General features: G+C 70.7%; 23 protein-coding genes. 13 read left to right on the forward strand and 10 right to left on the reverse strand.

Annotated features, from left to right (window positions below; genetic code table 11):
* Positions 1 to 39: 39 nt before the first annotated feature.
* Positions 40 to 975 (forward strand): carbohydrate ABC transporter permease, encoded by a 936-nt coding sequence (locus FHR33_RS35250; RefSeq protein WP_183657173.1) that lies wholly within the window; start codon positions 40 to 42, stop codon positions 973 to 975.
* Complete coding sequence (locus FHR33_RS35255; protein ID WP_183657175.1) at positions 975 to 1,793, forward strand: carbohydrate ABC transporter permease; 819 nt, start codon at positions 975 to 977, stop codon at positions 1,791 to 1,793. Before FHR33_RS35250 ends, FHR33_RS35255 begins: the two co-directional genes overlap by 1 nt.
* Here FHR33_RS35255 and FHR33_RS35260 read toward each other — a convergent pair whose 3' ends face one another.
* Positions 1,794 to 2,744 carry an N-acetylglucosamine kinase gene (locus FHR33_RS35260; protein ID WP_183657178.1) on the reverse strand — a complete coding sequence of 317 codons (951 nt, stop codon included), beginning with the start codon at positions 2,742 to 2,744 and terminating at the stop codon, positions 1,794 to 1,796.
* A gap of 243 nt (positions 2,745 to 2,987) precedes the next feature.
* On the opposite strand from FHR33_RS35260, the gene FHR33_RS52910 reads away from it, so the two are divergent.
* The 4 genes from FHR33_RS52910 to FHR33_RS35280 are packed head-to-tail and all read left to right on the forward strand — an operon-like array spanning position 2,988 to position 7,055.
* On the forward strand, positions 2,988 to 3,851 hold the full coding sequence (locus FHR33_RS52910) for a MurR/RpiR family transcriptional regulator (RefSeq protein ID WP_312895857.1): 864 nt from the start codon (positions 2,988 to 2,990) through the stop codon (positions 3,849 to 3,851).
* Between the two features lie 2 nt (positions 3,852 to 3,853).
* Positions 3,854 to 5,344 (forward strand): N-acetylglucosamine/diacetylchitobiose ABC transporter substrate-binding protein, encoded by a 1,491-nt coding sequence (ngcE, locus tag FHR33_RS35270; protein WP_246452282.1) that lies wholly within the window; start codon positions 3,854 to 3,856, stop codon positions 5,342 to 5,344.
* Positions 5,275 to 6,171, forward strand: coding sequence for a carbohydrate ABC transporter permease (locus FHR33_RS35275; protein WP_183657181.1), 897 nt, complete (start codon positions 5,275 to 5,277; stop codon positions 6,169 to 6,171). Before ngcE ends, FHR33_RS35275 begins: the two co-directional genes overlap by 70 nt.
* Positions 6,171 to 7,055 carry a carbohydrate ABC transporter permease gene (locus FHR33_RS35280; RefSeq protein ID WP_183657184.1) on the forward strand — a complete coding sequence of 295 codons (885 nt, stop codon included), beginning with the start codon at positions 6,171 to 6,173 and terminating at the stop codon, positions 7,053 to 7,055. The genes FHR33_RS35275 and FHR33_RS35280 overlap by 1 nt, the downstream gene beginning before the upstream one ends.
* Positions 7,056 to 7,107: 52 nt before the next feature.
* On the opposite strand, the gene FHR33_RS35285 is transcribed toward FHR33_RS35280, so the two are convergent.
* The 4 genes from FHR33_RS35285 to FHR33_RS35300 form a co-directional block, all read right to left on the reverse strand.
* The gene (locus FHR33_RS35285; protein WP_183657187.1) at positions 7,108 to 7,386 is read right to left on the reverse strand and encodes a hypothetical protein; all 279 of its coding nucleotides are present in this window, start codon (positions 7,384 to 7,386) and stop codon (positions 7,108 to 7,110) included.
* Between the two features lie 119 nt (positions 7,387 to 7,505).
* Positions 7,506 to 8,381, reverse strand: a complete 876-nt coding sequence (locus FHR33_RS35290; RefSeq protein ID WP_183657189.1) for a hypothetical protein — start codon at positions 8,379 to 8,381, stop codon at positions 7,506 to 7,508.
* On the reverse strand, positions 8,378 to 8,929 hold the full coding sequence (locus tag FHR33_RS35295) for an RNA polymerase sigma factor (protein WP_183657192.1): 552 nt from the start codon (positions 8,927 to 8,929) through the stop codon (positions 8,378 to 8,380). The genes FHR33_RS35290 and FHR33_RS35295 overlap by 4 nt, the downstream gene beginning before the upstream one ends.
* 83 nt (positions 8,930 to 9,012) lie before the next feature.
* On the reverse strand, positions 9,013 to 9,954 hold the full coding sequence (locus FHR33_RS35300; protein ID WP_312895858.1) for a LysR family transcriptional regulator: 942 nt from the start codon (positions 9,952 to 9,954) through the stop codon (positions 9,013 to 9,015).
* 191 nt (positions 9,955 to 10,145) lie between these two features.
* Here FHR33_RS35300 and FHR33_RS35305 point away from each other — a divergent pair, with 191 nt between their 5' ends.
* Positions 10,146 to 12,053, forward strand: a complete 1,908-nt coding sequence (locus tag FHR33_RS35305) for a HelD family protein (protein WP_183657198.1) — start codon at positions 10,146 to 10,148, stop codon at positions 12,051 to 12,053.
* On the opposite strand, the gene metE is transcribed toward FHR33_RS35305, so the two are convergent.
* Complete coding sequence (gene metE / locus FHR33_RS35310; protein ID WP_183657200.1) at positions 12,016 to 14,136, reverse strand: 5-methyltetrahydropteroyltriglutamate--homocysteine S-methyltransferase; 2,121 nt, start codon at positions 14,134 to 14,136, stop codon at positions 12,016 to 12,018. The two genes, FHR33_RS35305 and metE, sit on opposite strands and share 38 nt — an antisense overlap.
* Before the next feature lie 46 nt (positions 14,137 to 14,182).
* Between metE and FHR33_RS35315 the strand changes: the two genes are divergently transcribed.
* Complete coding sequence (locus FHR33_RS35315; RefSeq protein WP_183657203.1) at positions 14,183 to 15,016, forward strand: LysR family transcriptional regulator; 834 nt, start codon at positions 14,183 to 14,185, stop codon at positions 15,014 to 15,016.
* Here FHR33_RS35315 and FHR33_RS35320 read toward each other — a convergent pair.
* Both FHR33_RS35320 and FHR33_RS35325 read right to left on the reverse strand, forming a co-directional pair.
* Entirely contained in the window at positions 14,958 to 15,683 is a 726-nt protein-coding gene (locus FHR33_RS35320; protein ID WP_183657207.1) for a DNA alkylation repair protein, read from the reverse strand. The genes FHR33_RS35315 and FHR33_RS35320 overlap by 59 nt on opposite strands.
* Complete coding sequence (locus FHR33_RS35325; RefSeq protein WP_183657210.1) at positions 15,680 to 16,345, reverse strand: TetR-type transcription factor C-terminal domain-containing protein; 666 nt, start codon at positions 16,343 to 16,345, stop codon at positions 15,680 to 15,682. Before FHR33_RS35325 ends, FHR33_RS35320 begins: the two co-directional genes overlap by 4 nt.
* 98 nt (positions 16,346 to 16,443) lie before the next feature.
* Here FHR33_RS35325 and FHR33_RS35330 point away from each other — a divergent pair, with 98 nt between their 5' ends.
* The gene (locus tag FHR33_RS35330; RefSeq protein ID WP_183657211.1) at positions 16,444 to 17,580 is read left to right on the forward strand and encodes an acetyl-CoA C-acetyltransferase; all 1,137 of its coding nucleotides are present in this window, start codon (positions 16,444 to 16,446) and stop codon (positions 17,578 to 17,580) included.
* Between the two features lie 65 nt (positions 17,581 to 17,645).
* Positions 17,646 to 19,526 carry a beta-galactosidase gene (locus FHR33_RS52915; RefSeq protein WP_312895859.1) on the forward strand — a complete coding sequence of 627 codons (1,881 nt, stop codon included), beginning with the start codon at positions 17,646 to 17,648 and terminating at the stop codon, positions 19,524 to 19,526.
* Positions 19,527 to 19,543: 17 nt separating this feature from the next.
* On the opposite strand, the gene FHR33_RS35340 is transcribed toward FHR33_RS52915, so the two are convergent.
* Entirely contained in the window at positions 19,544 to 20,158 is a 615-nt protein-coding gene (locus tag FHR33_RS35340) for a hypothetical protein (protein ID WP_183657214.1), read from the reverse strand.
* A gap of 89 nt (positions 20,159 to 20,247) precedes the next feature.
* On the reverse strand, positions 20,248 to 20,709 hold the full coding sequence (locus tag FHR33_RS35345) for a MarR family winged helix-turn-helix transcriptional regulator (protein ID WP_183657226.1): 462 nt from the start codon (positions 20,707 to 20,709) through the stop codon (positions 20,248 to 20,250).
* Between the two features lie 80 nt (positions 20,710 to 20,789).
* Here FHR33_RS35345 and FHR33_RS35350 point away from each other — a divergent pair, with 80 nt between their 5' ends.
* Genes FHR33_RS35350 through FHR33_RS35360 form a run of 3 tightly spaced genes read left to right on the forward strand, consistent with a single transcriptional unit; the run spans position 20,790 to position 24,068 of the window.
* Entirely contained in the window at positions 20,790 to 21,203 is a 414-nt protein-coding gene (locus FHR33_RS35350; protein ID WP_183657230.1) for a DoxX family protein, read from the forward strand.
* Positions 21,204 to 21,216: 13 nt separating this feature from the next.
* Positions 21,217 to 22,518 carry an alkaline phosphatase D family protein gene (locus FHR33_RS35355; RefSeq protein ID WP_183657232.1) on the forward strand — a complete coding sequence of 434 codons (1,302 nt, stop codon included), beginning with the start codon at positions 21,217 to 21,219 and terminating at the stop codon, positions 22,516 to 22,518.
* A gap of 44 nt (positions 22,519 to 22,562) precedes the next feature.
* The gene (locus FHR33_RS35360; RefSeq protein ID WP_183657235.1) at positions 22,563 to 24,068 is read left to right on the forward strand and encodes a glycoside hydrolase family 3 protein; all 1,506 of its coding nucleotides are present in this window, start codon (positions 22,563 to 22,565) and stop codon (positions 24,066 to 24,068) included.
* Positions 24,069 to 24,070 lie beyond the last annotated feature (2 nt).

The following is a 24,070-nucleotide window of genomic DNA, read 5'->3' on the forward strand; positions in this document are numbered from 1 at the left end:
CCCCGCCGTACACCCAGAGACGATCCCAGGAGGGAGCGCATGCCCGCCGCCACCCGAGCGCCCGCGCCGCCGCTCGCCCGAACGCCCCAGCAGGCGCGCAGGCGGGCCCGCCGCCGCACCAGCCCGTGGCCCTACCTGCTCATCGCCCCCGCGGTCGTGGCAGGCGTGCTGCTCCTGCTCTACCCGCTGATCAGAGCGGGCGTGATCTCCGTCCAGCACTTCAGGATGGGCGAGCTCATCAGGGGCGGCGCCACCTTCGTCGGCCTCGACAACTACCGGGAACTGCTCACGGGCGAGGAGTTCTGGAGCGTCCTGCTCAGGACCGCCGTCTGGACGGCCGTCAACGTGGTGCTCATCGTCGGCCTGTCGACCGGCGTCGCGCTCATGCTGCTGCGGCTGGGCCGCCGCATGAGGGTGGCGCTGATGAGCGCCCTGGCCCTGGCGTGGGCGACGCCGATCATCGCGGCCACCACCATCTTCCAGTGGCTGTTCCAGTCGGAGCTCGGCATCGTCAACTGGCTGCTGGACATCCGCGGTTACTCCTGGTTCGCCGACGGCGGCGCCATGTTCGCCGTCCTGGTGATCCTGGTCGTCTGGCAGTCGGTGCCGTTCGCCGCCCTCACCCTGTACGCGGGCCTGACGACGATCCCTGTCGAGCTGTTCGAGTCGGCCAGGATCGACGGCGGCACCAGCAGGCAGATCTTCACCAAGGTCGTCTTCCCGATCCTGCGCCCGATGTTCGCGCTGATCACCTCGCTGGAGGTGATCTGGGTCTTCAAGTGCTTCCCGCAGATCTGGGTCCTCAGCCAGGGCGGCCCCGACGGCGCGACCACCACGCTGCCCGTCTACGCCTTCAAGATCGCCCGGGTCCTGCACAGGTACGACCTGGGCTCGGCCGTGGCCGTCGTCACCGTCGTCATCCTCGCCGTCGCGCTGGTCGCCAACCTGCGGCGGATGCTCAGGCAGGAGTCGTGATGCGCAAGGCACTGCTCAACGGCGCGGCGCTCGTCACGCTCGCGCTGACGATCTTCCCCGTCTACTGGATGGTCGTCACCGCGTTCAAGCCGACCAGGGACATCCAGTCCGACACGCCGTCGCTGCTGCCCGTGAACCCGACGCTCGACCACTTCGCCACCGCGATGAGCGCCGAGGGCTTCTGGTCCTACTGGCGCAACAGCCTGATGGTGACGGGCGCCGCCGTCCTGCTGGCCTTGGTGGTGTCGCTGCTGGCCGCCTTCGCGGTCGCGCGGCTGCGCTGGAGGGGGAGGGGCGTGTTCGTCGTGGCGGTCTTCGCCGCGCAGATGGCGCCGTGGGAGGCGCTGCTGGTGCCGATGTTCATCATCGCGCGCGACAGCGACCTGCTGGACTCGCTGGCCATGCTGTCGGGCGTCTACTTCATGGTCACGCTGCCGTTCACGATCGTGACGTTGCGCGGCTTCCTCGACGCGGTGCCGATCGAGGTGGAGGAGGCGGCGCTGGTGGACGGGGCGACGAGGTTCACCGCGTTCCGCCGGGTCATCTTCCCGCTGCTCGCCCCAGGGCTCATGGCCACCTCGCTGTTCGGCTTCATCACCGCGTGGAACGAGTTCTCCTTCGTCAACGTGCTCATCATCAAGGACCAGGACAAGCGGACGCTGCCGGTCTGGCTGTCGACCTTCCGCGACGTCTACGGCACCGACTGGGGCGCCACGATGGCCGCCGCCACGCTGTTCGCGCTGCCGGTGCTGGTCGTCTTCCTGTTCCTGCAACGCAGGGTGGGCGCGGGCATGGCCGCGGGCGCGGTCAAGGGCTGATCAGCCGGTGAAGGCGGGATGCAGCCGCGCCGCCGCCGCCTCGGGCAGCAGGTCGAGCGCCGCCAGCCAGGCGGCCGCTCCCGCGCCGTCGCGCGCGACGGCGACCTTCGCCTCCCACCGCTGCTCCAGCAGCCTCTGTACGGCCTGCCGTACCGGCCCCTCGTTGGTCAGGACCGAGCCCGCCAGCACGATCGGGCCGCCGTCGTAGACCCTGGCCACCGTGGCGGCCAGGTGGGCCGCGGCCCGCTCGGCGATCTCCGAGGCCATCGGGTCGCCCTCGGCGGCGGCCCTGCTGACCATGCCGGCCAGCGGGCCGAGGGTGGTCCTGTCGGCCATGGCGAGCCTGACGATGCGCTCGGCCTCCCGGCGCGGGGTGGGACCTCGGTCGTCGCCGAGGAAGTGGGCGACGACCAGGTCGGACAGCAGCCCGCCCGGCTCGCCGCGGTCGAGTGCGTGGACGACGGCCTTGGCGGCCGCCCTGCCGATCCAGAAGCCGGAGCCCGCGTCGCCCAGCAGCCAGCCCAGCCCGTCGGACATCTCGTCGAGGGCGCGGGCGGTGAAACGGGCGGCGACCGCTCCCGTGCCCGACAGCAGCAGCGTGCCGGAGGGCTCGGCCGAGCCCGCCGCGTAGGCGATCGGCACGTCGTTCATCAGCAGGGGGCCGAGGGGCAGGCCGTGATCGGCCCACAGCTTGTCGAGGACGGCGCCGAAGGTGAGGCTGTTGCCCGCCACGCCCGCGACCGAGCGGGACACGCGCGAGGGGTCGAGCCCTTCGAGGGCCCGGGTCAGCGCCGCCCCGATCGCCGCGGACGCCGCCTGGGCCCCGTGGGCGCTGGGGTTGCCGCCGCCCGCCGTGCCGTAGCCCAGCCTGCCGCCGTCGAGGGCGTGCACGGCCACCCGCGTGGACGTCGCGCCCGCGTCGACGCCGACCACCATGTCACCGCGTTCCACGGCTCACCCATCCACTTCGTTCGCGCCGACCGTGCTGGAGGCCACCGTACCGCTCGGCCGTACGCCAAGGAGAGCCCAGCTCGCGGGCGCGGAAAGGGGCGGGAACGACGTGGTGCGCAGAGAGAGGCCCAAAACCCCGCCTGGTCTGATCGCCGTTATGCACGTGTCACATCGTGGGTCTTGACGTGACCCGATTGCAAGAATAATTTTCGCCGCAAGGTCCGATATTCGGAAGGAATATTCGTGACATCTGGTGCCCTCGGCCGCGTCGAGACAGAGCTGCCCGGACTTCCCGAGGCCCTGCGCAGGGTCGGTGAGGTGATTCTCGGCGATCCCGCCGAGGCCGCGCGCTCCACCATCATCGCGCTGGCCGAGCGGGCCGGCAGCTCGCCCGCCACCGTGACGAGGTTCTGCAGGGCGTTCGGCTTCTCCGGCTACGCCGAGCTGCGCGTCGCGCTGGCCACCGAGACCGGCAGGGCGGCGCAGGCCGGATGGGGCGCGGGAGTCGGCCAGGACATCGGCCCCGACGACCCGCTGGACGCCGCGATCGAGGTCATGGCCGCCGCCGACAGCCGCCTGATCCAGGACACCGCAGCCCAGCTCGACCTGGTCGTCGTCGGCCAGGTCGCCGACGCGATCGTGGCCGCCAGCAGGGTGCTGCTCGTCGGCGTCTCCACCAGCGGCGCCGTGGCCACGATGTTCGAGGGACGGCTGCGCCGCATCGGCGTGCCCTGCTGGAGCTCGGGCGACGCGCACGTCTCCCTGGCCGACGCGGCGCTGCTCGGCAGGGGCGACGTCGCGATCGGCATCTCCCACCGCGGACGCACCCGCGAGGTGATGGAGGCGCTGACCGAGGCCCGCACCCACGGCGCGGTCTGCGTCGCCGTCACCTCCTTCGCCCGCTCGCCGCTGGCCGAGCTGGCCGACCTGGTGCTCACCACGGCCAGCAGGGAGACCACGTTCAGGCTCGGCGGGCTCGCCGCCGTCCACTCGCAGCTGTTCGTGCTGGACGCCGTCTACGTGGCGATCGCCCAGCAAACCTACGAACGGACCAATCAGGCCTTCGAACTGACCATCAAGGCCGTGGAGAGTCATCGACTGGAGTAGCCATGCCGAACACCCCCCACACTCCTCACATCACGCGACGCGAACTTCTTCGCAGCGCCGTCCTCATTCCGGCGGCGGGTGCGCTCGCCGCCTGCGCCACGCCCGCGCAGGCGCCGGCCTCCTCCGCGCCCGCCGCGGCCCCGACCAGCGCCGCCAACCCCTTCGGGGTCGCGGCGGACAAACCGCTGGAGATCTGGATCTTCGACGGCGGATTCGGCCAGGCGTACGCCAAGGACATCCACCAGCCGCTGTTCGCCACGAAGTACCCCAAGGCGCAGATCAAGCACAACGCCACCAAGGAGATCACCAAGGTCCTGCAGCCGCGCTTCGCCGGCGGCAACCCGCCCGACGTCATCGACAACTCCGGCGCCAACGCCATGGACTTCGGCGCCCTCGCACAGGACGGCCAGCTGCAGGACCTCACCCCGCTGCTCGACGCGCCCACCTGGGACGACCCGTCGATGAAGGTGCGCGACTCCATCGACCCCGCCGTGATCGAGATCGGCACCTATGACGGCAAGTTCAGCGTGCTCGGCTATGTGAACTACATCTTCGGCATCTGGTACTCCAAGAAGGCCTTCGACGAGAACGGCTGGGCGGCGCCGAAGACGTGGGACGAGTTCACCGCGCTCTGCGAGACCATCAAGAAGTCCGGCAAGATGGCCCCCTTCACCTACGCGGGCAAGTTCCCCCAGTACCTCTACGAGGTCCTGCTGACCATGGCGGCCAAGATCGGCGGGAACGAGGTGCTCGTCAACATCGACAACCTCGAGGACGGCGCCTGGACCACCGAGGCGATGAAGGAGTCGGCCACCCGCTGGGCCGAGGTCGGCGCCAAGTACCTGATGCAGGGCACCGCCGGGCTCGACCACGTGCAGACGCAGACCTCGCACAACAAGTACGAGGTCGCCATGCTGCCCTCCGGCTCCTGGCTGGAGAACGAGCAGAAGGACACCACCCCCGCCGACTTCGCCTACCAGATGTTCGTCGTCCCCGACGTCACCGGCTCCGACAAGATGCCGTACGGCACGCTGCACACCCAGCCGGGCGAGAACTTCATCGTGCCGTCCAAGGGCGCCAACCCGCAGGCCGGCATGGAGTACCTGCGCGCCATGCTGTCGAAGAAGGCGGCCGGCGACTTCAGCGAGCTCGTCCGCACCGTCACCGTGGTCAAGGGGGGCCGGCGAGGGCAGGCAGCTGTCGCCCGGCGCCAAGAGCGCCTCCGACGCGGTGAGCGCGGCGGGCGCCAACACCGTCTACTACCGCTGGCAGACCTGGTACGCCCAGCTCAAGGACGAGGCAGTCGCCGCCACGGGCCAGCTGATGAGCGGCGGCCTGACCCCCGACAAGTACCTCGAGCGCATCCAGAAGAAGGCCGACGAGATCAAGAACGACTCGGCGATCAAGAAGTACAAGCGCTGACATGCTGCGTCGTCGCCTCTTCATCACCTCGTTCCTCGCGGCGCCGGTCACGCTCTACCTGGTCTACGTGATCGCGCCGTACGTGCAGGCGTTCTACATCGCGATGACCGACTGGCGCGGCGTGTCCGCCGCGCCGCGGTTCACCGGCCTGGAGAACTTCCAGCGGCTCTTCAGCGACGGGATCTTCTGGAAGGCGGTGTCGCACAACGCGCTGCTGCTCGTGCTGCTGCCGCTGATCACCATCGTCCTGGCGCTGTTCTTCGCCTTCCTGCTCAACGTGGGAGGCAAGGGCGTCACGGGGGTGCGGGGATCGAAGTTCTACCGGGTGGTGTTCTTCTTTCCCCAGGTGCTGGCCGTGGCCGTGGTCGCGGTGCTGTTCCAGCAGGTCTTCAGGCCCGACGACAGCGGCATGCTCAACGGCCCGCTCATGGCGCTCGGGCTGTCGCCCGTCGGGTTCCTGTCCGACCCCTCCGTCGCCTTCTGGTCGGTCCTCGGCGTCATGGTCTGGCAGGCGGTCGGCTTCTACGTCGTGCTGTTCTCCGCCGGGCTCGCCTCGATCCCCGGCGACATGTTCGAGGCCGCCCAGATCGACGGCGCGGGCCGCTTCTCGCTGTTCTTCCGCATCACGCTGCCGTTGCTGTGGGACACCGTGCAGGTGGCATGGGTCTACCTGGGCATCCTCGCCCTCGACGTCTTCGCCATCGTGTGGGTGATGACCGACCAGCACGGTGGCCCCGACTTCTCCACCACGGTCATGGCCGCCGAGATCTACCGCAACGCCTTCCAGTACTTCAGGTTCGGCTACGCGTCGGCGCTCGGCGTGATCATGTTCTTCTTCACCATCGGCTTCGCGATCCTGGCCCTGCGCCTCTCGCGTCGGGAACGAATCGAGTACTGATGTACCTTTCCCGGAAGTCGGTCAGAAAGGACCGGCGTACTCGGCTGGGGCCGCTGTCGGCGCTGAGTCACGTGGCGCTGGTGGTCTGGACCGTCCTCATGATCGTGCCGATCCTCTGGACCTTCCTGGCGTCGGTCAAGAGCGAGGAGGAGATCTTCGGTGACGCCTGGTCGCTGCCCGCCTCGCTGCGGTGGGACAACTTCGCCAGGGCGTGGGAGCAGGCCCACATCGGCCAGTACATGCTCAACAGCGTCATCGTGGTGTCCTTCAGCACGCTCGGCACCATGCTGCTCGGCTCGATGGCCGCGTACGTGCTCGCGCGCTATCCCTTCCGCGGCAACCGCGGCTTCTACCTGCTGTTCGTGTCGGGGCTGGCCTTCCCCGTCTACCTCGCCCTGACCCCGCTCTTCTTCGTCGTGCAGAACATGGGGCGGGTCATCCCCTTCATCGGGCTGAACACCCACGCGGGGGTGGTGCTGGTCTACATCGCCTACTCGATGCCCTTCACCATCTTCTTCCTCGCCGCCTTCTTCCGCACCCTGCCCACCGCGGTCGCCGAGGCGGCCCTGGTGGACGGCGCCTCGCACACCCGGATCTTCTTCCAGATCATGCTGCCGATGGCCCGTCCCGGCCTCGTCAGCATCACGATCTTCAACGTGCTGGGGCAGTGGAACCAGTACCAGCTCCCGCTGGTGCTGTTGCAGGAGCGGGACAAGTGGGTGCTGACCCAGGGCATCGCCGACATCTCCACCGCGGCGGGCTACGACCAGGACTGGTCGGCGCTGTTCGCCGCGCTGACCCTCGCGATCCTGCCCATGCTCGTCGTCTACACGGTCTTCCAACGTCAGATCCAGAGCGGGCTGACGGCGGGCGCGCTCAAATAGCGGCACCCGCCGTCCGCCGAGGCGGCGGGCGGCGGGTGCGGGGCGGCATGACTCAGTCCGGCGGTTCGATCCCCTCGTCCACGCCGGACTGCGCGGTGGACTCGTCCCACAGCGTCTGCCGGTGCTCGGCCTGCTCGGGATCCCCGTCCTCGGCGCCGCCCTCGTCTGAGTAGCGGCCGCGATCAGGGTGCACCGGCGCCGCCTCGGCGTCCGCCACGACCTGCGCGTCGCGCTGGTCCATCTCGTCGGGCGCCGCGTCGTCGTTCAGGGCCTTGTCGACGCGCTCGGCCGCCTCTTCCCCCGTGTACCTGTCATCAGGTGTCTCGCTCATGTCCGAGCAGCTACCCCGGCAGCACGCCCGGTCACCGTCGGAGGACGAACTTCTCCACCTGGAGGAGAGGGGCCCGCCCCCATGGGCCCCTCTCCTCCGGCTTCACCCGGGGGGCCGGGTCAGGAGCAGCCCCGCTTCCTCCATTCCATCTTCACGAGGTGGTCAGCCTTCGGCTCGGACCCCGCGACCAGCTTGGCCTTGCCGGGCATGACCAAGAAGCCGCTGGTGACGTACCACGAGTCGGGCACCGTGGCGACCTCCTTGACGTCGTCGGGGCCCTTCCCCGTCGCGAACCCCTCGATGGAGAGCCCGCGCTCGGCCAGGATCGTGCGCACCTCGCCCACCTTCTTATTGACGTAGGGCACGCAGTGCATGGGCTCACCCTTGGCGTCGAACCCGGTGAAGGCGTCGTACTTCTCGCCCTGCTCGGCATCGCGGTTCAGGTCCACCAGCGCCGTGCCCTTGTAGCCGACGGGGATCTTCAGTCCGATCGGGCAGTTTCCCACCTTGTCGCAGGGTCCTGGCCGGTCGATCGTCTTGAACTCCTCGACCACCTCGTTCGTGGGCGTGGTGGCGAAGAGGTTGCCGACCAGGCCGGGGGAGGCGGGGACCAGCCTGAGCGAGACGTCCAGCCCGAGCGCCTTGAGCTGAGCCTGGTACTTGGCAGGGTCGGCGCGCAGGTCGTTCACCTGGATGACGTAGTAGCCGTCCTTCTGCGTGATCTCCAGGGCGGCGGCCACCGGCTCGGGGCCGAAGACCGGCAGGGCGGAGGTCCAGCCGAGCACGGTCACCGAGGCGGCGAGGACAGCCACGGCCGGCACGGCGATCCGCCAGCCCATCCGCCTGCGTCGCCTGGCCGACTCGACGGTGGGCTGGAGGGCCGGCGCGGGGGAGGAGTCCATGATCTCTCTCATCAGGTCGTGGGCGCCGGGAACCAGTCCGGGGCCGGGGTCGGGGGCGATGGCGGCGACGACGCGGTCGAGGTCGTGGGTCATGAGCTCTCCTTGGCGAGCGCCACGGCACGCGAGCCGTACCGGTTGAGGTCGAGGTCGGCGGCCGCCAGCTCGGCGGCCAGTCGCTTGCGGGCCCTGTGCAGGCGGAGGCGCGCGGCGCCGCCCGAGCAGCCGAGGACCTTGGCGATCTCGGCGGTGTTGAGTCCCTCCCAGCCGACCAGCGACAGCAGCTCCCTGTCGTCGTCCGACAGCCGGGCGAAGGCTTCACGCGCCGCGTCCGTCTCGCGCTCGACCACGGAATGCGCCCAGCGGGTGAGGTCCGCCCGCAGCCGCACGGCCAGCGCGCTCCTTCGTGACTCGGCGCGGTAGTGGTTGGCGAGGATGCGTCTGGCCACGCCGTACAGCCACAGCTTGGCCTCCTCTCCCGACGGGATGTCGGCGAGCCGTCGCCATGCGGTCGTGAACGTCTCGGAGATGACGTCGGCGGTGTCGTCGGGAGAGTCGGTACGGCGGGCGATGTATCCGGACACGGCCGGATAGTGAGCCAGGTAGATCTCCTCGAAGAGCTGCCGCGGTTCAGGTGGTCCCACGCGGTGACTTCCTTTCCTGGGGTGCGTCACCTGGGAGATGTGCGGCTCAAGCGAGATGTTTCAGGACGGAAGCCAAATAGGTCTCAGCTGAGCAGCGACTCGTCCAGCGGGGGCAGCCAGGAGCCCGGCGGCCGGTCCATCCAGCCGTCCTCCTCGGCGATCGCCTGGAACAGCGCGGTCAGGCCAGGGTGGCGCAGCCCCTGACGGTGGACCAGGCTGACCAGTGACAGCGGCACGGGATCGACCAGCGGGCGGACCGCCGCGCCCTGGAGATCGGCCCAGCCGACGCTCGACAGCACAGGCTCACCGTGCCGCCGCAGGTAGACGAGCAGTTCGTCGAGCCCGACCGGGCAGGCGTGCGGGGCGGCCAGCGTGAGCCCGAACTCCTCCGCCAGCCGCCTGCCCAGGTCCGTCCACTCGGTGGTGGCCGGGTTGCCTGCCATGATGTCGAGGGGGAAGCCGGCCATCACGCTGAGCGGAACCTCGGGCAGCCCGGCCAGCGGGTGCTCGGGCGGCAGGATCACGGTCAGCGGCTGGAGCCGCACCGGCGTCTGCGCCAGCCGGGTCCGCACGTCGGGGTCCAGGCCCGCGAAGCGGCCGAACGACACGTCGGCCGCGCCCGCCAGGATCGCCGCCGCTCCCGCGGCCAGCCCGCCGTGGTAGCGAGCGACGATCTCCGCGTCGGGCGCCAGCTCTCTGGCCCTGATCAGGTGCCGGGGCAGCGCGGAGCCCGCGCTGTTGAAGTCGACGAGGAGCGGTCCCGCCGCGCCGCGGATCTGCGCGACCAGCTCGTCGTGGACGGCGAGCAGCCGCCGCGCCGACGGCAGGAGGTTCGCCCCCGCGGGGGTCAGCTGCACCTGCCTGGTGGAGCGCGCGAAGAGCGTCGCGCCGAGCTGCTCCTCCAGCCTGCGGATGTCTCGGCTGAGCGCCTGCTGGGCCACGTAGAGCCGAGCGGCGGCGCGCCCGAAGTGAAGCTCCTCGGCGACCGCCACGAACACCCGTAGGAGCCGGGGGTTGATGTCCACGCGCACACATTAACAACAGATACGCGTTAATCCTCATATTTCCGGTGTTGGACGCGATGTCCGGATCGGCGGGAGCCTGAAGGCATGTTCTTCCGGCTCACCCACGCCCAGGTCTTCCTCCTCCTCTCCCTTCACAGGGGAGGCTTCATGATGTGACTCAGTTAAAAAGATGACTCGGTTACACTATCTGCATGACCGAACTCGAGACAGAGCGCGCCTACGTCGACGAGTGCAGGAAAGGGCTCCAGCGCATGCTCGACGGAGCCCGCCACAACGTCATCGTCGGCGAGAGCGTCGCGGGCGACCGCTACAGCGCCGAGCGGCTGGGCCGCCACCTCAAGAGCCTGGCGAAGGAGCTCGGCGAGGCCCCCGAAGGGCCGCCGTTCTTCGGCCGCCTCGACCTGGAGGACGGCCACCGCCACTACCTCGGCCGCCGCCACATCTCAGGAGAGACGGGACAGCCGCCCGTCGTGATCGACTGGCGGGCTCCCGTCTCCACGGCGTTCTACCGCGCCCACGCGGGAGAGCGGCGAGGAGTGGCCATGCGCCGCAGGTACGGCTGGTCGGGCCTGACCCTCACCGGCTTCGAGGACGAACGCCTCGACGACGGCGAGCGGGTCGCCAGCCGGATCCTGGCCGCCGAGCTCGAGCGGCCCAGGGTCGGCCCGATGCGCGACATCGTCGCCACCATCCAGCCCGAGCAGGACGAGCTGGTCCGCGCCGAGCTGGAGGAGTCGATCTGCGTGCAGGGCGCGCCCGGCACGGGGAAGACGGCCGTCGGGCTGCACAGGGCGGCCTACCTGCTCTACGCCCACAGGCAACGGCTCGAACGGCACGGCGTGCTGATCCTCGGGCCCAACCGCGCCTTCCTCGGCTACATCGGCGCGGTGCTGCCCGCGCTCGGCGAGGTCGACGTCGAGCAGACGACCGTCGACGAGCTGCTCCTGCGTACCTCTGTGAAGGGCGAGGACAGCGTCGAGGCCGCGGCCGTCAAGCATGACGAGAGGATGGCCGCGGTGCTCAGGCGGGCGCTGTACGGGCGCATCACCAAGCCGGTCGAGCCGGTGGCGGTGCGCGACGGCGCGTTCGTGTGGCGCGTGGCCGAGGACGAGCTCAGGCGCATCGTGGACCAGGCGCGGCGGGCGGCGCTGCCGTACAGGATCGGCAGGGAGAGGGTGCTCTCGCAGACGGTCGCGCTGGTGCGGCGGCAGGCCGAGCTGCGGGGGCGCGCCGCCGACGCGCCCTGGCTGCGCAGGATGACCAGGGCGGTGACCCCCGCGGTCGAGGCGGCGTGGCCGAACGTGAAGCCGGAGGAGGTGCTGGCAGGGCTGCTGTCCGATCCGGCGCCGCACGCCGAGGGCCTCCTCAGCGCGCGGGAGCAGGCGGCGATCACCCGCCGCCGGCACGCCTGGACGGCGGCCGACGCGGTACTGCTCGACGAGCTGGCCGGGCTGCTCGACCATCCCAAGGGCTACGGTCACGTGATCGTCGACGAGGCGCAGGACCTGTCACCGATGCAGTGCCGCGCCATCGCCCGCAGGAGTGAGTACGGCTCGCTGACCGTCCTCGGCGACCTCGCCCAGGGCACCACTCCGTGGGCGGCCCGCGACTGGGCCGAGCAGATGAAGAACCTGGGCAAGCCGGACGCCAGAGTGATCGCGCTGACCACCGGCTTCAGGGTGCCCGCCGTGGTGGTCGAGCTGGCCAACAGGCTGCTGGACCAGCTCGGCGTGAACGTGCCGCCCACCCGCTCGTTCAGGTCCGACGGACGGCTGAAGCTGCGCGGGAGCGACGAGGTGGAGCTCGCCGTCAGGGAGGCGCTCGAGCACGAGGGCTCGATCGGCGTGATCGCCGCCGACGCCGCGCTGCCCGCGTTGGCGGCCAGGCTGGCCGCGCACGGCATCGACGACGAGCGGGTGAGCGTGATGCCGGCCAGCCTGGTCAAAGGCCTGGAGTACGACCACGTGGTGGTGGTCGAGCCCGCGGCGGTCGTCGCCGCCGAGCCGCGCGGGCTCAACCGGCTCTACGTGGCGCTCACCAGGGCCGTCTCCAGGCTCGACGTCATCGGAGCGCTTCCCGTACCCGCAGGGTCGCCCTGACGACGTTGGCGAGCGACGCCTCCACCTGCTCGTAGGTGCGCGTCTTCAGGCCGCAGTCGGGGTTGACCCACAGCCGCTCGGCGGGCAGCACGTCGAGCGCGGCCTTCAGCAGCGCCTCCACCTCCTCCGCCGAGGGCACCCGAGGGGAGTGGATGTCGTAGACCCCCGGGCCGAGCCCGCGAGGGAAGCCCTCCGGCGCGAGCGCGCCCGACCTGGCCGACTCGATCGTGGTCACGTCGGCGTCGAGCGCGTCGATCGCGGAGATGATCTGCTCGGCGTCGGAGTAGCACAGGTGGGTGTGGATCTGGGTGCGGTCGGCGGCCACCGAGGTGGCCCTGCGGTAGGCGGCGACCGCCCACTGCAGGTAGGACGGCTGGGCGGCGGCGCGCAGCGGCAGCAGCTCGCGCAGCGCGGGCTCGTCCACCTGGATGACGGAGATGCCCTCCGCCTCCAGGTCGCGCACCTCCCGCGCGATGGCGTCGGCGACCTGGAAGGTCACCTCGCGCAGCGGGAGGTCGTCGCGGACGAACGACCACGCGACGATCGTGACGGGGCCTGTCAGCATGCCCTTCACGGGCTTCGCGGTCAGCGACTGCGCGTACCGCGCCCATCTCACCGTGATCGGCGAGGGCCTGCCGACGTCGCCGTGCAGCAGGGGAGGGCGGGTGCAGCGCGAGCCGTACGACTGGACCCAGCCGTGCTCGGTCACCGCGAAGCCGTCGAGGTGCTCGGCGAAGTACTGCACCATGTCGTTGCGCTCGGGCTCGCCGTGCACCAGGACGTCGAGGCCGAGCCGCTCCTGGAGCCTGATCGCGCGCTCGATCTCCCCCTCGACCAGCGCCTCGTAGCTCGCCCGAGGCAGCGAGCGGTCGGCGCGGGCCGCCCTCAGCCGCGCGGTCTGGGGGAAGGAGCCGATCGTGGTGATCGGCAGCTTCGGCAGCCCGAGATGCTCGGCCTGCGCTTTCGCCCTGACCTCGTAGGGGCTGCGCGCCCTCGGCTCGGCCCGCTCGGCGCCCGCAGGAGCCGCCGCACTCGTGGGAGCGGGCGTCGCTCCCTCGGCGAACAGCCGCGCCAGGGCGACCACCTCGGCCACCTTCTCCTCGGCGAAGGCCAGGCGCTCGCGAAGGGCCGGCTCCAGCCGCTCCTCCACCGCGAGGCTGTAGGGCACGTGCTGCAGCGAGCACGAGGTGCTCACCACGACCTCGCCGGCCCGTACGGCACGCAGCGCCGCCAGCGCCTCCGCCTCGCGGGTGCGCCAGACGTCACGCCCCGACACCACCCCCGCGAACACCGTCCTGCCGGGGAGCTCGATCGGCAGGCTCCCGCGCACGAGGTCGACGCCGATCCCCTCGACCGGCGTGCCCGCCAGCACGGGCAGCGCCTCGCCCAGGTCGCCGAAGTAGGCCGCCACCAGCAGCGAGGGCCTGGACGGCCACGCGCACAGCCGCTCGTAGGCCGTCCGCACCGCCTCCAGCTCCTCCTTCGTCCTGTCGCAGACCAGCGCGGGCTCGTCGAGCTGCACCCATGACACGCCCTCGGCGGCCAGCGCCGACAGCAGCTCCTCGTAGCACCCGAGCACCTCGTCGAGCCGCTCCAGCGCCCCCGCCAGCAGCACGAACGTCACAGGCCCGAGCACCACGGGCCTGGTGTCGAACCCCAGCGCCCTGGCCTGGCGTACCTCGCCGACGGGCTTGGACGCGTCCAGCCGGAACACCGTCGAAGGGGAGATCTCCGGCACGAGGTAGTGGTAGTTGGTGTCGAACCACTTGGTCATCCGCAGCGGCGCCAGGCCCTGGGTGCCGCGCGCCATCGCGAAGTACGGATCCTCGGCCTCGCGGTAGCGCTCGGGCACCGCTCCCAGCATCACCGCCGTGTCGAGCACCTGGTCGTAGAGGGAGAAGGTGTTGGAGGGCAGCGCGTCGAGCCCCAGCTCGGCCAGCCGCCGCCAGGTCTCCTCGCGCAGGCCGGCTCCGACCTGGTCGAGCTCGTCACGGGTGATCCGCCCGTCCCAGTAGGACTCGAGGGCCCGCTTCAGTTCACGGTTCGGGCCGATCCTCGGATAGCCCAGCACGGTCGTTCTCATGCCGCCCACCCAACACGCGATCTCCGTCCGGATGCATCATCTATTCATGCTGCTTATGCTTCGGGAGATCCAGTGCTTCGCGAAGGTCGCCGCGCTGCTCAGCTTCTCGCGGGCGGCCGCGGACCTGGGCCTGTCGCAGCCCGCCGTGAGCCAGGCGGTCACCCGGCTGGAGAACGCCGTGGGTCTGCGCCTGTTCGACAGGACGGCCCGGCAGGTACGGCTGACGCCCGAGGGCAAGGCGCTGCTCGCCCACGCCCACCAGGTGCTCGACGGCATGACCGCCTTCAGCCGTGAGGCGGCGCGACTGGCCCAGCCTGTCATTCATCTGGCTTATCCACCTCTGGCGGGACCGCTCGTCGCCAGGGTGGCGAGACGGCTCGCGGCGAGGGGCATCGCCGTCGAGCTCACGACGGCGGGGCGGGGCGCGGCGGCGCGGGCGCTCGACGCGGGTGAGGTGTCGGCCGCGATCGTGGCCGTCCCCGCGCCGCCCAGGTTCGGCACGGGGGCGAGGTTCCATGTCACGGTGGACCGGCTGGCCGTACCCGTGGACCATCCGTGGCGCTCAGAGGTCACCGCCGCCGACCTCGGCGACCGTGACCTGCTGATTCCCGGCGGACGGTGGGCCGGACTGCCGGGCAGGCACCGGCAGGTGGCCGAGGACGACTTCGCCGCCGCGCTCGACCTGGTCGCCGCCGGCGCGGGGCTGCTGCCGATCCCGCAGCTGGTGGCCAGGACCGTGCGCCGCGACGACGTCAGGTTCGTGCCGCTGGAAGGGGCCGGCCTGCGCCTCACCTACACGCTGGCGTGGGCGGGCGAGAGCGTCAGGCCTGAGCTGATGGCGCTGGTGCAGGCGGTGCAGCAGGCGCTATGGACCCGGTGATGTTCTTCAGCGCCTCGCGGCGGCTCAGGCCGGTGATGCCCTTCGCGTCGACGTAGCGGACGACCTCGCGGGGATTGGTCTTGGCGTACTCGCGCAGCGCCCACCCGATCGCCTTGCGGGCGAAGAAGTCGATGTCGGACAGGCTCGGCTCGATGCAGGCGTAGAGCAGCGCGGTGTCGGTGCGCGCCTTGAACCTGTTCTGGCTCAGGATCGCGGTGCGGCGCTTCCACAGGTCGTCGCAGTGGGCCCACTCCAGCAGCAGCGGGCGCATCGCGTCGGGATAGGCGGCGAGCAGCCCGCCGATCCTGTGCGTGGCCAGTTCGTCGACCAGGTCCCACCAGGCGCCTGTGACGATCATCTCCTCGTACATCGGGACCGTGTAGAGGGACTGCCACGGACGGTAGTAGCGAAAGCCCGACAGCTCGATCGCGGCGTAGCGCTCCTCGCGGTATTCGGCCTCGCGCCACAGCTCCAGCACCGCGCGCCGCCACTCGGGAGCCGCCTCGAGGCGCTGCCCGGCGAAGACCCTCTTCAGGGCCGTCCGCCGCGGCCCCGCCTGCACGCCGAGGAAGGGCAGATCCGACTTCATGTACGCCTGCATGGCCGCGGCCTTGTCGGGCTCGGCGACCTCCTGCAGCGCGAGCCGCACCGCCTTGCGGAGGCTCATGCCTGCGGCTGCGTGGACCGCTCGCCGGTGGCCAGGCCGTCGAAGAGCACCGTGATGTAGTGCTCGGCCAGGCCGGTGGTGTTGAGCCTGCCGCCGGGGCGGAACCAGCGCACGGCGACCCAGATGGTGTCGCGGATCATGCGGTAGGTGAGCTTCGGGTCGACGTCGGCGCGGAACTGCCCCGCCGCCTGGCCCGCCTTGATCTGCCGCACCCACATCTGCTCCACGTCGTCCTCGGCCTTGACGAGGTAGTTGAAGCGGGGGAACTGGCGCAGGTAGTTCCAGTCGTTCTGCATGACCGTGATCGCGGCGCGGTGGGGCTCCAGCGTGCCGAACCCGATGCGCACCATCTCCGACAGCACCGCGCGTGGTTCGCCGCCGCTCTCGAGCGCCGCGCGGTAGCGGGCGATGAGGTCGTCGAGGAAGGTGGAGAGCACCTCGTCGACAATTGTCTCTTTTGAGTCGAAATGGTGATAGAGACTTCCGGAGAGGATGCCCGCCTCGTTGGCGATCTCGCGAACGGTCGTCGCCTGGAAGCCCTTGCGCGCGAAGATCTCCGCGGCGAGCTTCACGAGGTGGTCACGGCGCTCGGAGGCCGATCCCGACGCGGTGGCGCGCTTGGTCTTCGGGGGTGCGGCGGTGGCGTTCTTTCGCGTGGTCACCTCTCCATTATGAGCCCTTGCGCAATCGCTTGTTCACGCAACACCCGCAGCTCACACGCGGTTCCTATCTAAACCAAGCGCTTGCTAGTGTAGGTGTCATGAGCGAGGCCTACATCGTCGCCGCCGTCAGGACCCCCGTGGGGCGCAGGAACGGCGGGCTGGCGGGGGCGCACCCCGCCGACCTGGGCGCCCACGTCATCAACCAGGTCGTCTCGGGCGTCGACCCCGCCGCCGTCGACGACGTGATCTTCGGCTGCGTCGACACGGTGGGACCGCAGGCGGGAGACGTCGCCCGCACCTGCTGGCTGGCCGCGGGCCTGCCGGAGGAGGTGCCAGGCGTGACCGTCGACAGGCAGTGCGGCTCCTCCCAGCAGGCGCTGAACTTCGCCGCCCAGGCGGTGCTGTCCGGCACGGCCGACCTGGTCGTGGCCGGCGGGGTGCAGAACATGAGCATGGTGCCGATGTCCTCCGCCATGGTCTTCCCCGGGTTCGACACGCCCTTCTCGGGCTCCAAGGGCTGGGCCGCGCGGTACGGCACGCAGGAGATCTCCCAGTTCGCCGGCGCCGAGCGGATCGCCGCCGACTGGGCGCTGTCCCGCGAGGAGATGGAGGCGTTCGCCCTGTCCTCGCACGAGCGGGCGCTGCGCGCCATCGACACCGGGCGCTTCGAGCGGGAGATCGCGCCCTACGAGGGCGTCGCCGTCGACGAGGGGCCGCGCAGGGACACCTCGAAGGAGAAGATGGCCTCGCTGCGCACCCTCCTGCCCGGCGGCTCGCTGACCGCCGCGCTGTCGTCGCAGATCTCCGACGGGGCCGCGGCGTTGCTCGTCGCGTCGGAGCGGGCCGTACGCGAGCACGGCCTGACGCCCCGCGCCCGCGTCCACCACCTGTCGGTGAGGGGGGCCAGCCCCGTCGTGATGCTCGACGCCCCCATCCCCGCCACCGCGCACGCCCTGGCCAGGGCCGGCATGTCCATCTCCGACCTCGACGCCGTCGAGATCAACGAGGCGTTCGCCTCGGTCGTGCTGGCCTGGCTCAAGGCGACGGGCGCCGACCCCGCGGTGGTCAACCCCAACGGGGGCGCCATCGCCCTCGGGCACCCTCTCGGCGCGACGGGCGCGGTGCTGGCGGTGAAGCTGATCCACGAGCTGGAGCGCGTGGGCGGGCGCTACGGGCTGCAGACCATGTGCGAGGGCGGCGGCCAGGCCAACGTGACCATCATCGAGCGCCTCTGACTTGTGCCGGGCCGAGAAGAACGTTTTAATCCGCTGACGTCACACTTCGACGCAGAGGAGCTCACGTGATCGTCTACGGCGGCGACTGGAACCCCGAGCAGTGGCCGGAGGAGACCTGGTCCGAGGATGTCGTCCTCATGCGCGAGGCGGGGGTCACCCGCGTGAGCGTCGGCATCTTCGCCTGGTCGCACCTGGAGCCCGAGGAGGGCAGGTATGACTTCGCCTGGTTCGACAGGATCCTCGATCTGCTGGGCGAGCACGGCATCGAGGCCTGCCTCGCCACCCCCACCGCCGCCCCTCCTCCGTGGTTCGGCCACACCTATCCCGAGGCGCTGCCCGTGGACAGGGACGGGCGAAGGCTTCACCACGGCAGCAGGCAGGGCTTCTGCCCGAGCTCGCCGATCTACAGGGACAGGGCGCTGCGCATCGCGGAGAAGGTCGCCGACCGCTACCGCGACCACCAGGCCGTGGTCATGTGGCACGTGCACAACGAGTACGGCTGCCACAACGCGCGCTGCTACTGCGACGCCTCGGCGGAGGCCTTCCGCGCCTGGCTGTGTGAACGCTATCAATCGCTGGACACGCTCAACGACGCGTGGGGCACCGCGTTCTGGTCGCAGCGCTACTCCGACTGGGCGCAGATCCTGCCGCCGAGGATCACGTCCTTCCTCACCAACCCGGCGCACGAGCTCGACTTCAAGCGTTTCTCCTCCGACGCCCTCGTCAGCCTCTACCGGGCCGAGCGCGCCCTGCTCGGCCCCAAGCCGGCCACCACGAACCTGATGGCGGGCGCGCACTGGGACATGGACTGCTGGAGCTTCGCCGAGGCCGTGGACGTCGTCGCCACCGACCACTACCTCATCGGCGAGCACCCCCACGAGGACCTCGCCTTCGCCGCCGACTACGCCCGCTCGCTCAACGGCGGCAGGCCGTGGCTGCTGATGGAGCACTCGACGAGCGCGGTCAACTGGCAGGGCCTCAACCTGGCCAAGGACCCTGGCGAGCTGCGCCGCAACTCCCTCGCGCACCTGGCGAGGGGCGCCGACGCGATCATGTTCTTCCAGTGGCGGCAGTCGAGGGCAGGCGCGGAGAAGTGGCACTCGGCGATGCTGCCCCACGCGGGCACCGACACCAAGATCTGGCGCGAGACCGTCGCCCTCGGCGCGGAGCTCAAGTCGCTGCGCGACGTCTCGGGCAGTACGGTCGCCGCCGACGTCGCCATCCTGCTCGACCACGACAGCGTCTGGGCCCAGGACCACCCCGCCCAGCCGACGGACCGCCTGAAGCCCGTCGAGGTGATCAAGGAGTGGCACGCCGCGCTCTGGCGTGCGGGGATCACCTGCGACATCGCCAGGCCCGAGCACGACCTGTCCGGCTACCGGCTGGTCGTGGCGCCCTCGCTCTACCTGGTCTCCGACGAGGGCGCGGCCAACCTGGAGAGCTTCGTCGCGGCGGGCGGCGTGGCGCTGGTCGGGCCGTACTCGGGGATCGTCGACCCCCATGACCGCGTCAGGCTCGGCGGCTATCCCGGTGCCTTCCGCGACCTGCTCGGGGTGAGCGTCGAGGAGTTCTTCCCCCTGGCCGAGCCGATCGCGCTGGCCGGGGGAGGCGTGGGCAGGATCTGGAGCGAGCAGGCCCGCCTGACCACCGCCAAGGCCCTGGACACCTACCGCGACGGCCGGCCCGCCTGGACCCGCAACGAGTGGGGCGGCGGCACCGCCCACTACCTCACCACCCTGCCCGCCGACCTGTCCCCGATCATGGCCAGGGTCTGCGAGGAGGCGGGCGTCACCCCTGCGGCGCAGGCCCCTCCGGGGGTCGAGGTCGTCCGCCGCACCCACCCCGACGGCCGCTCCTACCTGTTCGCCATCAACCACACCGACGAGGACGCCGTAGTAGAGAAGGCGGTGGTACCCGCAGGAGCGGTGACGGTGATCCGCACCTGACCCCTGCGGAGCGCCTGTCACCACTTGTCCCACTGCCTGGTGGCCCACCAGCGCCCTCCGAGGTGCTCGAAGTCCACCGCTAGAGCAGGCTCCTGGCCGGTGGGCGACCACGCGAAGCCGACGGCGGTCTCCACCCCGAAGTCGGTGACAAGGAACATGGCTCCACCGGGCGCGGGATCTCCCAGCCAGTCCTTGCACGCCCGGTACAGGCCCACGCGTTCGCAGCCGGGATCCGGTTCCGCGCCGTGCGCGAGCTTCTGCGCGTAGGCCTCCAGGCTCGCCTCCGACAACGCGAACCGCACGTGGAAGGGTGCGTCCGTCGCGAGCACGCCGAGTGCGGCCGCCAGGATGAGCGGGGGCGCCAGCCAGCGCCCCCGCGCCCGCGCGCGGCTGAACGTGGTACTCGCCATCGCCATCGCCGCGATCCACCAGATCCACCAGATCGTCATGAGCGCCGTCCAGACGAGGCCTATGAAGAGGACAGTCTCGAGAGGCAAGAACGGCGCACTGGCCCACCAGAACGTGAACACTCCCGCGGCGGTAACCAGCGTGAGGAACATCCATCCCGGTGGGCGGTCGATCAGCTCCCGCTTCGCGGTCGAAGGCCGGGGCTGGCTGTCGTGCTCCACCATGGCGGCGAGCATCCCACGCCCCCAACGAGATCCGAAAGAAGCGTTCAGGCCTCCACTCGGCGACCTCTGCCGTCCGTCGGCGGAGAGGGCTAGGAGGACGGGCGCATGGCCTCCTGGGCCTTGCGCATGGCCGAGGCCATGGTCGTCAGCTCCTGCCTGGAGAGGAGGTCGATCAGGAACCTGCGCACCACCTCGACGTGCCCGGGGGCCGTCTTCTCAAGGTGGCGCATGCCCTCGTCGGTGAGCACCGCGAGCACGCCCCTGTCGTCGCCGGGGCAGGTGGTGCGCTCGACCAGGCCCCGCTTCGCCAGCTGGGTGACCTGGTAGGTGAGCCCGCTCTTGGAGACCACCACCCTGCGCGCCAGCTCGGTCATCCGCAGCCGGCGCTCGGGGGAGGCCGACAGGATGGCCAGGATCTCGAACTGCGGGTGCGTCAGCCCCGCCGCGCTCTTCAGCTGCTCCTCGATGCGTCTGTCCAGCAGGTGGGAGGCGGTGAGGAACGCCTGCCACGCCGACATCTCCTCGGCGTCCAGCCATCGCGACTCGCTCACCTTGTCAGTGTATGACTTGTTCGAAGTTGAACGACCGCTTATGGTTGTTGTTCAAACTCGAACGAAACTGTGAGGAACCAATGGCTCGATCCATCACGCTGCTGCTCGCCAGAGTGGCTGTGGGAGTGACCTTCCTCGTTCACGGCTGGATGAAGTTCACGTCCATGGGGATCTCGGGGACGACGGCCTTCTTCGAGCAGGTCGGCATCCCGCTGCCGGGTCTGGCCGCGCCCGCCGTCGCCGTGCTGGAGGTGGTCGGCGGCATCGCGCTCATCGTCGGCGCGGCGCTGCCCGTCTTCGGTGTCCTGCTCGCCCTGAACATGGTCGGCGCCATCGTCTTCGTCCACCTCGGCAACGGTTTCCTGGCCGACAAGGGCGGCATCGAGTTCCCGATGGCCCTCGCGGCGGCCTGCCTCGCGCTGGCGTTCACGGGCGGCGGCGCGCTCGCCGTCGACCGTCTCTGGCAGAAGAGCAGGGCCGACGTCGCCGCCTGACTAGCATCGGAGGATGCCGAATCCGTTCACTCTGGGGGTCGCGTCGGGCGAGCCCCTACCGGATGGCGTGATCCTCTGGACCAGGCTGACCGGTCTGTCCCGCCCCGCCGACGTGCGGTGGCAGGTGGCAGAGGACGACCGCTTCGCCAAAGTCATCAGGCAGGGTGTCGCGAGGGCGCAGCCCGCATGGGCGCACAGCGTCCACGTGAAGGTCGAGGGGCTGCGGGCCGCGACCGACTACTTCTACAGGTTCAGGTCCGGCGGCGAGCTCAGCCCCGCCGGCCGTACCAGAACGGCCCCCGGCCCGACATCCACGCAGCCGGTCAGGTTCGCCGCCGCGAACTGCCAGCGCTTCGAGCACGGCTGGTACACCGCCTACAGGCACCTGGCCGACGAGCGTCCCGACGTGGTCTTCCATCTCGGCGACTACATCTACGAGTACGCCAGGCCCGCCCACGGCGTGCGCCGCGTCGACCCCGCCGACGAGACCACCACGCTGGCGGGCTACCGCGCCCGCTACGCCAGCTACAGGAGCGACCCCGACCTGCGGGCCGCCCACGCCGCCGCCCCCTGGGTGCCGGTCTGGGACGACCACGAGGTCATGGACAACTACCACGGCAGGGGCGACGGCTCCGACCGCTTCCTCAGGCGCAGGGCCGCGGCCTACCAGGCCTATTACGAGCACATGCCGCTGCGGGTGCGCCCACGCGACGGCGGCCTGCAGATGTACCGCAGGCGCACCTACGGCGTGATCGCCGACTTCATGGCCCTGGACGTGCGGCAGTTCCGCGGCCCTGCCACCATGCTCGGCGCCGAGCAGGAGGCGTGGCTGGTGGCCAGGCTGGCCGCCACGCCCGTCAGGTGGCGGGTCCTGGTCCAGCCGCTCTTCTTCACCAGGAGGTTCGTGCCAGGCCCCGCGCCCAACCTGCGCAAGGAGTCGTGGGACGGCCAGCCCGAGCAGCGCGCCCGCCTGCTCGCCGCCGTCTCGCAGAACCTGGTGGTGCTCAGCGGCGACGTGCACAACGCGTGGGCGGGTGACATCGTGACCAGCGCGGGCGCGACGGTCGGCGCGGAGTTCGTCGGCTCGGCGATCAGCAGCAACCCGCCGGTCACCGACGGCCCGGGCGTCCTGGCGGCCAACCCGCACCTACGCTACTTCGACGCCCACCGCGGCTACCTGTCGGGCACGGCGAGCGCCACCGACTTCCGGGTCGCCTTCCGAGGGGTGGACCACGTCGACAGGAGGGGCGCCCCCGTCCGCACGCTCGCCGAGTTCGTCACGGAGGGAGGTGGAATCAGACGCGTTGACGTCTGAAAATGCCTCTAGAAAATAGGAAACTTTCCTATTAGATTTCGGTCATGCCCAAGCCTGGCCGCGACTTGCTTCGCCTTGCCGACTCCGTCATCCTTCCGGGTTTCGTCGGGACGGCGCCCCCCGACTGGCTCCGCCGCCGACTGTCAGAAGGCCTGGCGGGGGTGGTGCTCTTCTCCCGCAACATCACAGGGCCCGCCCAGGTGGCCGAGTTGACGGCGGCGCTGCGCGCGGAGAACCCCTCGGCGCTGGTGGGCGTGGACGAGGAGTCGGGCGAGGTGACCAGGCTGGAGGTCGCCAAGGGCAGCAGCCGCCCTGGCAACTACGCGCTGGGCGTGGTGGACGACGTCGCGCTCACCGAGGAGCTCGCCCGCGACCTCGGCAGGGACCTCGCGGCTGCGGGGATCAGCATCGACTTCGCCCCCTCGGCCGACGTGAACTCCAATCCGGGAAACCCCGTCATCGGGCTGCGCGCGTTCGGCGCCGACCCCGAGCTGGTGGCCAGGCACACCAGGGCCTTCATCAGAGGCATGCAGGCGACGGGCGTGGCGGCGTGCGCCAAGCACTTCCCCGGCCATGGCGACACCTCCGTCGACTCCCACCACGGGGTGCCGGTGGTGGCGGGCGAGATCGAGGAGCATCTGCGCCCTTTCCGCGCGGCCATCGAGGAGGGTGTCAGATCGATCATGACGGGACACCTTCTCGTGCCCCGCTACGACCCCTCGACCCCCGCCACGCTCAGCCCGCACGTGCTGACCGCGCTGCTCCGTGACGAGCTGGGCTTCGAGGGTGTGGTCATCACCGACGGGATCGAGATGGCCGCCGTCTCCGGCGCGTACGGCGTCGGCGGCGCCTCGGCGATGGCCGTCACAGCAGGGGCGGACGCGATCTGCGTGGGCGGTGAGCGGTCGGACGAGGCGACGGCCGCCGCGGTGCGCGACGCGATCGCGCTGGCGGTGATGGAGGGCAGACTGCCCGAGGAGCGCCTGGCCGAGGCCGCCGGCCGGGTGACAGGGCTCGGCGCGTGGTCGGCGGCGGCCCGCGCCGCCCACGCCCAGGCCGCCCGCGAAGGCGACGGACGCGTCGAGGGCGAGATCGGGCTCATCGCCGCCAGACGGGCGGTCAAGGTCACCCGCAGGTCCTCCGCGCCAGTCCTGCCGATCACCGTCGCCGCCCAGGTCGTGGAGTTCGCCCCCGAGATGAACCTGGCCATCGACAAGGGCACCCCGTGGGGCGTCGGCGAGCCGCTGGGCAAGCTGCTGCCGGGCACGACCGTCGCCCGCCTCACCGCCGAGGAGTCACGCGCCGCCGTACTGGAGGATCTGCTGCGGTCCTCTGCCGACCGCCCGCTGGTGATCGTCGCGCGCGACGCGCACCGCTACCCGTGGCAGGCCGAGGCGATCGGCCACCTGCTCAGCGCCCGCGGCGACGCCGTGGTGGTGGAGATGGGCCTGCCCGAGCGCTCCGACCTCGGGGCGGTGCACATCGCCACGTACGGCTCGGCCCGCGTCTGCGGGCAGGCCGCCGCCGAGGTGATCACGGGTACGCTCTGACG

Source organism: Nonomuraea dietziae, assembly GCF_014195505.1.
Classification (GTDB): Bacteria; Actinomycetota; Actinomycetes; order Streptosporangiales; family Streptosporangiaceae; genus Nonomuraea; species Nonomuraea roseola.